This window comes from Aureimonas ureilytica (assembly GCF_001475935.1).
Taxonomy (GTDB): domain Bacteria; phylum Pseudomonadota; class Alphaproteobacteria; order Rhizobiales; family Rhizobiaceae; genus Aureimonas; species Aureimonas ureilytica_A.
In genome coordinates this window covers 1-7,508 of the sequence record NZ_LDQA01000089.1, presented here as the reverse complement: position 1 = coordinate 7,508, position 7,508 = coordinate 1, and the positions used below count along the sequence as shown (strand labels likewise).

The following is a 7,508-nucleotide window of genomic DNA, read 5'->3' as shown; positions in this document are numbered from 1 at the left end:
TGGGTGAGTCCCCTACCTAGAGCGCTGCCCGGCGCGTGAGGCGCTGATCAGGCGACGGCGCGGCGGGGCAGGCGATGCGAGCGGCGCACCAGCGCGCGCACGGCGATCTGAATGTCGATCGGCTGCGCCAGAATCGGCAGGACGCCGCTTTCCCACACGCGCCGATCCTCGATCGACAGGCTGCGCTGGCCATCGCTCGCCACGCGCTGCGCCACGACCATCTCGCGCGACCCCGGCATGAGAAGGCCGGCGTCGATCACATCGGCGATCAAGCGGGACAATTCGGGGTCGGCGGACATGGGAGTTACTCCGGAAACACGTCACTCCGGAGATAGGGCCGAGACGCGCGATTTCCACGCCGCGCGCCGGCAAAGCGCAAGCTTGTGTTCAGAAATCGATCTTGCGGGGCACATAACCGCCGCGCTGCACAATGGAGGCGATGGCCAGTTGCTCGCGGATCGGCTTGGCGAGGATCGGGAGGACTTTGGTTTCGAACAGATCGCGCTCGTCGGACCCCAGCGCGCCGAGACCTTCCTGCGCCACGCGCGCGGCCACGACATGCTCCGGCGAGCCGGGCTTGATGAGCCGGGCTTCCATCACCTCGTGGATCAGCGCGTTCAATTCGGGGTCTACGGTCTTCGTCATCAGTCGTGCCTTGCGATTGCGCGGCGAGAGGTAGCGATGGATCGTGGCGCTGTCGAGAAAGCGCGAGGGGAAGTTTTTGTGTGGTTGGCCCTTGCGTTTTTCGCCGCGTAACTTTGCCGCTGATCGGAGCCAATGCCGGTGGCTCGCATTGCGGTTTGGAGGCCAACCAGAGGACCCCATCATGAGCCAGAAACTCAGCGACCACGCGCTGTCGATCCTGACCTTCGCCGCCTATCACTCGCTGGTCAGCGGCGAGGCGGTCACGCGCGTCGTTCTCGACGACGGCAAGGGACACAAGGCCGACTCGGCCGGTGTCGAGGAACTGGAAAAGGCCGGTCTTCTGAACGAGACCGGCGATCGCGGAACGCTGACGGACTCCGGCACGCAGCGTCTGGCCGGCCTGATCGAGGCCATCCGCCAGTCCGCCTGACAAAAAGGGCGGCCGGAGCCGCCCTTGAACCTCGTCCCTTCGGGGCGAGAGCCGGTCAGGCCGTGCGGCCGACTGCTGGAAGCGAGGCATCGGAGCCTCGGCGATAGATCAGAAGCGTCGCGACCAAGCCGCAAGCGCCGCCAAAGGCCATCCAGAGGCCGGGCGCGGCCTTGTTGCCGGTGGCCTCGATCATCCAGGTCGAAACAAGCGGCGTGAACCCGCCGAGCAGCGCGGTGGCCAGCGAATAGGCCAGCGAGAAGCCCGCCGTGCGCACGCTGGCCGGCACAATCTCGGTCAGCGCCACGACCATCGCGCCATTGTAGCTGCTGTAAAGGAAGGACAGCCACAAGAGGACGACCAGCATATGGCCGAAGGTCGCGTTCGCCACGAGCCAGGACAGGGCGGGATAGGCGGTGAGAATAGTCAGCGCCGAGAAGGTCAGGAGAAGAGGCTTGCGGCCGATCCGGTCCGACAGCGCGCCCATGACCGGCAGCCAGAACAGGTTGGACAGGGCCGTGCAGAAGGTGACGATCAGGCTGTCGGTTTCCGAGAGTTTCAGCACCGCCTTGCCGAAGGTCGGGGTGTAGACGGTGATCGTGTAGAAGGAGATGGTCGTCATGCCGACCATCAGCATCCCGAGCAGCACGATCCGCCAGTTGCGCGTCAGCGAAGCGAAGACCTCGCGCATGGCGGGGCGGTGCTTGCGCTGCTGAAACTCCTGCGTCTCCTCCAGCGAGCGCCGGATATAGAACAGGAAGGGCACGATCGCGCAGCCGATGAAGAAGGGCACGCGCCAGCCCCAGTCGCTCATGGCGGCCGGCGCCAGCATGTTGTTCAAGGCGTAGCCGATCGCGGCCGCGAACATGACGGCGACCTGCTGGCTGCCCGACTGCCAGGACACATAGAAGCCCTTGCGCCCCGGCGTCGCCATTTCGGCGAGATACACCGACACGCCGCCCAGCTCGACGCCCGCCGAGAAGCCCTGCAGCAGGCGGCCGACCAGCACCAGAAGCGGCGCTGCGAGCCCGATGGTCTCGTAGCCCGGCACGAAGGCGATCAGGATCGTGCCCGTCGCCATGATGCCGAGCGTGACGATCAGACCCTTGCGCCGCCCGATACTATCGACATAGGCGCCCAGAAAGATCGCGCCGAGCGGGCGCATCAGGAAGCCCGCGCCGAAGGTCATGAAGGTCAGCATCAGCGAGGCGAACTCGCTGCCGGCCGGAAAGAATGTCTTGGAGATATAGGACGCGTAGAATCCGAAGAGGAAGAAGTCGAACATCTCCAGGAAGTTGCCGCTCGTCACGCGCAACACGGTGGCGATCTTCGAGCTGGCGGGCCGAACGGGCGTCATGGCATCCTCTCTGGATGGCGGCGCCCAGGGTCGGACGCAGAGGTAGGAGGTGGCATCATCACGCCGCCCATCCGGGCACGGGGGCAGGTGCCTTCCTCCTTGGCTCGCGATGGAGCGTGCGGTCGTGTAGACGAAGAGCCGGCGGCTTACAATCGAATCTTCACGAGATTGTCAGAGCGTGCGCTCTTGCCAAATGGAAAACGCTTCGACCGCACTTTCGCGCTGGTGGCTTTCCGGCGATTGAAACTCCCCGACGCTACGCCTCGCCGGCGAAATCCTTCCGGCTGATGCCGTGGCGCTGGAGCTTGTCGTAGAAGGTCTTGCGGGGAATGCCGAGTGCCTCGATCGTCAGCTTCACGTCGCCGTTGTTCTCTTCCAGCGCCTCGCGGATCGCATCCGCCTCGAAGGCGTCCACGCGCTCGGGCAGGGTGAGGCCCGCGCGGGGGATTTCCGGCCGCGATGCCACATCGGCGATCCCGAGGGCGACGCGCTCGGCGAAATGCACGAGCTCGCGCACATTGCCCGGCCAGTCATGCTCGCGCAGATGCCGGATCACGCCCGGAGATATCGCGGGCGGCTCGCGGCGGAAGCGCTTGGCCGCACGCTCCAGAAAGGTCGCAAACAGAAGCGGCACGTCGTCCCCCCGCTCGCGCAGGGGCGGGATCTGCACGGTGACGACGTTCAGGCGGTAGAACAGATCCTCGCGGAAATAGGCGCGCGCTTCGGGCGCGCCGAGGTCGACCTTGGCGGCGGCCACCACACGCAGATCCACCGCGCGACGCTCGTTGGTGCCCAGCGGGTCGACCTCGCGCGTTTCCAGAACGCGCAGGAGCTTCACCTGAAGCGCTGCCGGCATGGACTCGATCTCGTCCAGAAACAGCGTGCCGCCGCTCGAATGCTCGATGCGCCCGACGCGGCGCTTGGCCGCGCCCGTGAACGCGCCGCTTTCATGGCCGAACAATTCGCTCTCGATCACGGTTTCGGGCAGCGCGCCGCAATTGAGCGCCACGAAGGGTTTGGGCGCGCGGCGGCTCCAATGGTGCAGGGCGCTCGCCACCACCTCCTTGCCCGAGCCGGTCTCGCCTTCCACCAGAACGTCCACATCCGCATCCGCGATCTGGCGGATCGTGTGACGTAGGCGCTGCATGGCGGGGCTTTCGCCGATCAGCGGCGCATCGCTCGCATCCACCTGCCGCGCCAGATCGCGCAGCCGCCGGTTTTCCAGAACCAGCCGCCGCTTCTCGCCGGCCCGCCGCACGGCATCCATCAGCCGCGCAGCCGAATAGGGCTTGGCGATGAAGTCGTAGACGCCCTCATGCAGGGCATCCACGGCGGTCGCGACATCGCCATGGCCGGTCACCAGGATCACCGGCAGGTCCGCGTCCATCGCGCGCAGGCGGCGGAACAGGTCCAGCCCGCTGAGGCCGGGCATCCGCAGATCGGTGACGACCACGCCTTCGAAGCCCTCGTCGATCGCAGCCAGAAGCGCTTCGCCCCGCTCGAAAAGAAGCGGGCTATAACCGGCCAGAAGCAGGGATTGTTCGTTGGCGGCGCGAATGTCGGCCTCGTCGTCCACGAAGGCGACGGGCAGGGGCGGCGTCTCGCTCATGCTGTGTTCCCTGTTTCATGGACCCATCGAAGCCGCGCCGTGAAGGTCGCACCTCGGCCCGGTTCGCTTGTCGCCGAAAGCTCGCCGCCCCATTCGGCGAGAATGTCACGCGAGATGACGAGGCCGAGGCCGAGTCCGCGCGGTTTGGCGGTGGAAAAGGGGATGAACAGGCGCGGCAGAACGGACGGGTCGATGCCCGGCCCGTTGTCGCCGACGCTGAGCGCGACCTCTTCGCCGTCCCGCCAGGCAGCCAGCACGATGCGCGCGCCCTCCGTCTCTGCCACGGCATCGAGCGCGTTCTGGAGTAGGTTCACCAGAACCTGTTCCAGACGGATCGGCTCGCCAAGCACGCTGAGGTTCCAAGCGTCGCCCTCGCGCACCAGATCGGCCGAGACGACCGAAAAGCGATTGTGCAGCAGCATTTGCGCGCCGTCCGCCGCCTCGCGCAGCGAGACGGGGCCGAGCGGCTGCGAGCCGCGCCGCGAGAAATTGCGCAGCGCCCCGGTGATCGAGCCGATGCGATCCGTAAGGCCCACCATGAGCTTCAGATTGTCGGCCGTGCGCTGTGTGTCGCCGCGCTCCAGAAACAGGCCGGCATTCTCGCCATAGGTGCGAATGGCCGTGAGTGGCTGGTTGATCTCGTGCGCCACGCCCGCCGCGATCTGCCCGAGGGTCGCCAGGCGCGCGGCCTGGTCCAGCTCCTCGCGCAACTCGCCCGCCCGCTGGTCGGCGCGTTCCCGCGCGTCCATGGCATCGCGCAGGCGGCGGTTCGTGTCCGCGATCTCGGCGGTGCGCTCGGCAACGCGGCGCTCCAGTTCGGCGGCCGTGGCGCGCAGGTCGGCCTGTCGCTGGTGCGAGCGGCGGCGGCGGCGCTGGAGCGCGATGCCGGGGCCGACCACCGCCAGCACGATCGCAAAGCCGACCAGCCGGCTGGAGCGCTGCGCCTCGTCCAGCACGTCTTCGGATAGCAGAAGAAGATAGAGCCGCCAGTTCAGGCTGGGGTCGCCGAGCGGGCGCTCCGATACGAAGACGGGAATCTCCCGGTTCGGCCCACTCGCCAAGCGGCCCTGCGTGCCGCCGCTCAAAGACAATTCGCTCAGCGGCGTCAGGGGCGCTTCGCCAAATTGCAGCGTTTCGCGAATGGCGTATCGCTTCTGCGGGGGGAGAGGTTGCAGCGTGTGAAAGCGCCAGTCCAGCCGGGTCGTCGCGAGGATCACGCCCGGCTCGTCGGTCGCGAAGACGATGTTGCCGCCGGCGCGCCATGTCTCTTCCACGGCGTCCAGCTCCATCTTCAGGACCACGACGCCGAGCGGCGCTTCGGCGCTGCCAACCCGGCGCGCGATATAGAGCCCCGGCCGGCGGCTGACCGAGCCCAGCGCATATTGCTCGGCTTGGCCGCCCGTGATGGATTCGGAGAAATAGCGGCGAAAGCGGTAGTCGTTGCCGATGAAGCTTTGCGGATCGGCATAATTGCTGGAGGCGATCGCCAGGCCCGTGCGCGCCACGAGATAGATCACGCTCGCGCCCGTCGTCGCCGCCAAGCCGTCCAGCCGGCGGTTTACGCGCTCGAGCATCGGCTTTGTCGGCTCGCGTAGAACCGCCAGCACTTCGGGGTCTTCGGCGAGCACGCTCGGGACGGCGCGCTGCTTGCCGATCTCGCTGCGCAGGACCGAAGCCGCGGCAGCCAGAGCGCTTTCGGATCGATCCGCCAACTGGCTGTCGGCGCTGCGCCGCCCGATCTCGCCCGCCGCCAGCCAAGCCACGACCAGAAGCGCGAATCCGCCCACCAGCGTCACGAGACGCATCACGGTCGGAGACGGACGAGGTGAAGCAGCATGGATCATCTTGTGCGGAATATCGCACAAGCGCCGGCAAAGGTTGAGTGAAAATCCGCACACGTCACGTAGCGCCCGCACTTCAAACGATTTAGAAAGCCTTGCGTTCCCGGCATGTCTGCCCTGCGCGGCATTTGGCACGGCGCTTGCAATGATGGTTTTCGAAAGGTTTGCGGATCGCGAGCCTTCACGACGCGGTCGGGATGAGCCGCGCGAAGAAACCTGTTTGGGAGGTATTCATGGCATCCATACCCGTGGTCGCGAGCGAGCCCGCTCCCCGCAAGCCGCTTTACGCGCAGCTCTACGTTCAGGTTCTGGCGGCGATCGCCGTCGGCATCCTGCTCGGCCATTTCTACCCGCAGACCGGCGAGGCGATGAAGCCGCTCGGCGATGCGTTCATCAAGCTCGTCAAGATGATCATCGCGCCGGTCATCTTCCTGACCATCGTCACCGGCATCGCCGGCATGAGCGATCTGAAGAAGGTCGGGCGCGTCGCCGGCAAGGCGATGCTCTACTTCCTCACCTTCTCGACCCTGGCGCTGATCATCGGCCTCATCGTCGGCAACGTGATCCAGCCGGGTGCGGGCCTCAACATCGACCCCGCCTCGCTCGACGGCAAGGCCGTCGCCGACTACGCCGTGAAGGCGCATGAGCAGACCGTCACGGGCTTCCTGCAGAACATCATCCCGACCACGATCGTCGGCGCCTTCTCCTCGGGCGACATTCTTCAGGTCCTCTTCTTCTCCGTCCTGTTCGGCCTCGCGCTCGGCATGGTCGGCGAGAAGGGCAAGCCGGTTCTCGACTTCTTCCAGGCCGTGTCGGCTCCGATGTTCAAGCTGGTCGGCATCCTGATGAAGGCCGCCCCGATCGGCGCCTTCGGCGCCATGGCCTTCACCATCGGCAAGTACGGCATCTCCTCGGTCGCCAATCTCGCCATGCTGATCGGCACCTTCTACATCACCGCCTTCCTGTTCGTGTTCGTCGTGCTCGGCGCGGTCTGCCGCTACAACGGCTTCTCGATTGTCGCGCTGGTCCGCTACATCAAGGAAGAGCTGCTGCTCGTCCTCGGCACGTCCTCTTCGGAAGCCGCTCTGCCTTCGCTCATGGAAAAGATGGAAGCGGCGGGCGCCAAGAAGTCGGTCGTCGGCCTCGTCATCCCGACCGGCTATTCGTTCAACCTCGACGGCACCAATATCTACATGACGCTGGCCGCGCTCTTCATCGCACAGGCCACCGGCATCCATCTCTCTCTGGGTGAGCAGGTTCTGCTGCTTCTCGTCGCCATGCTCTCTTCCAAGGGCGCGGCGGGCATCACGGGCGCCGGCTTCATCACGCTGGCCGCGACGCTCTCGGTGGTTCCCTCGGTTCCGGTTGCCGGCATGGCGCTGATCCTCGGTATCGACCGCTTCATGTCGGAATGCCGTGCGCTGACCAACCTCGTCGGCAATGCGGTCGCGACCCTCGTCGTCGCCCGCTGGGAAGGCGAGCTGGACACCGACCGTCTTCATGCCGCGCTCGCCGGCCACGCCAAGCCGCTCGGCCCGGCCACGGAAGAGACGGGTACGATCCAGGTCGTCCCGGCCGAGTAAGCCTCTGCTCTTGGAGCGATTGTGAGAAGCCCGCCCCGATCGATCG

At 66.3% G+C, this 7,508-nt stretch carries 7 protein-coding genes; 2 read left to right on the top strand and 5 right to left on the bottom strand.

The window, feature by feature from the left end; genetic code table 11:
• Window positions 1-47: 47 nt before the first annotated feature.
• Both NS365_RS22405 and NS365_RS22400 read right to left on the bottom strand, forming a co-directional pair.
• On the bottom strand, window positions 48-299 hold the full coding sequence (locus NS365_RS22405) for a hypothetical protein (RefSeq protein WP_058602516.1): 252 nt from the start codon (window positions 297-299) through the stop codon (window positions 48-50).
• An 88-nt stretch (window positions 300-387) separates the two neighbouring features.
• Window positions 388-645: a hypothetical protein gene (locus tag NS365_RS22400; RefSeq protein WP_058602515.1), complete on the bottom strand. Its 258-nt coding sequence runs from the start codon at window positions 643-645 to the stop codon at window positions 388-390.
• A gap of 181 nt (window positions 646-826) precedes the next feature.
• Between NS365_RS22400 and NS365_RS22395 the strand changes: the two genes are divergently transcribed.
• Window positions 827-1,075 (top strand): hypothetical protein, encoded by a 249-nt coding sequence (locus NS365_RS22395; RefSeq protein WP_058602514.1) that lies wholly within the window; start codon window positions 827-829, stop codon window positions 1,073-1,075.
• A gap of 55 nt (window positions 1,076-1,130) precedes the next feature.
• Here the strand turns inward: NS365_RS22395 and NS365_RS22390 are convergent, their stop codons facing one another.
• The 3 genes from NS365_RS22390 to NS365_RS22380 all read right to left on the bottom strand — a co-directional run bounded on the left by NS365_RS22390 (window position 1,131) and on the right by NS365_RS22380 (window position 5,843).
• On the bottom strand, window positions 1,131-2,429 hold the full coding sequence (locus NS365_RS22390) for an MFS transporter (RefSeq protein WP_058602513.1): 1,299 nt from the start codon (window positions 2,427-2,429) through the stop codon (window positions 1,131-1,133).
• A gap of 256 nt (window positions 2,430-2,685) precedes the next feature.
• Window positions 2,686-4,038, bottom strand: a complete 1,353-nt coding sequence (locus NS365_RS22385; protein ID WP_058602512.1) for a sigma-54-dependent transcriptional regulator — start codon at window positions 4,036-4,038, stop codon at window positions 2,686-2,688.
• Complete coding sequence (locus NS365_RS22380; RefSeq protein WP_058602511.1) at window positions 4,035-5,843, bottom strand: sensor histidine kinase; 1,809 nt, start codon at window positions 5,841-5,843, stop codon at window positions 4,035-4,037. Before NS365_RS22380 ends, NS365_RS22385 begins: the two co-directional genes overlap by 4 nt.
• 269 nt (window positions 5,844-6,112) lie before the next feature.
• On the opposite strand from NS365_RS22380, the gene NS365_RS22375 reads away from it, so the two are divergent.
• Window positions 6,113-7,462, top strand: a complete 1,350-nt coding sequence (locus NS365_RS22375) for a dicarboxylate/amino acid:cation symporter (protein WP_058602510.1) — start codon at window positions 6,113-6,115, stop codon at window positions 7,460-7,462.
• The last annotated feature ends 46 nt before the right edge of the window (window positions 7,463-7,508 follow it).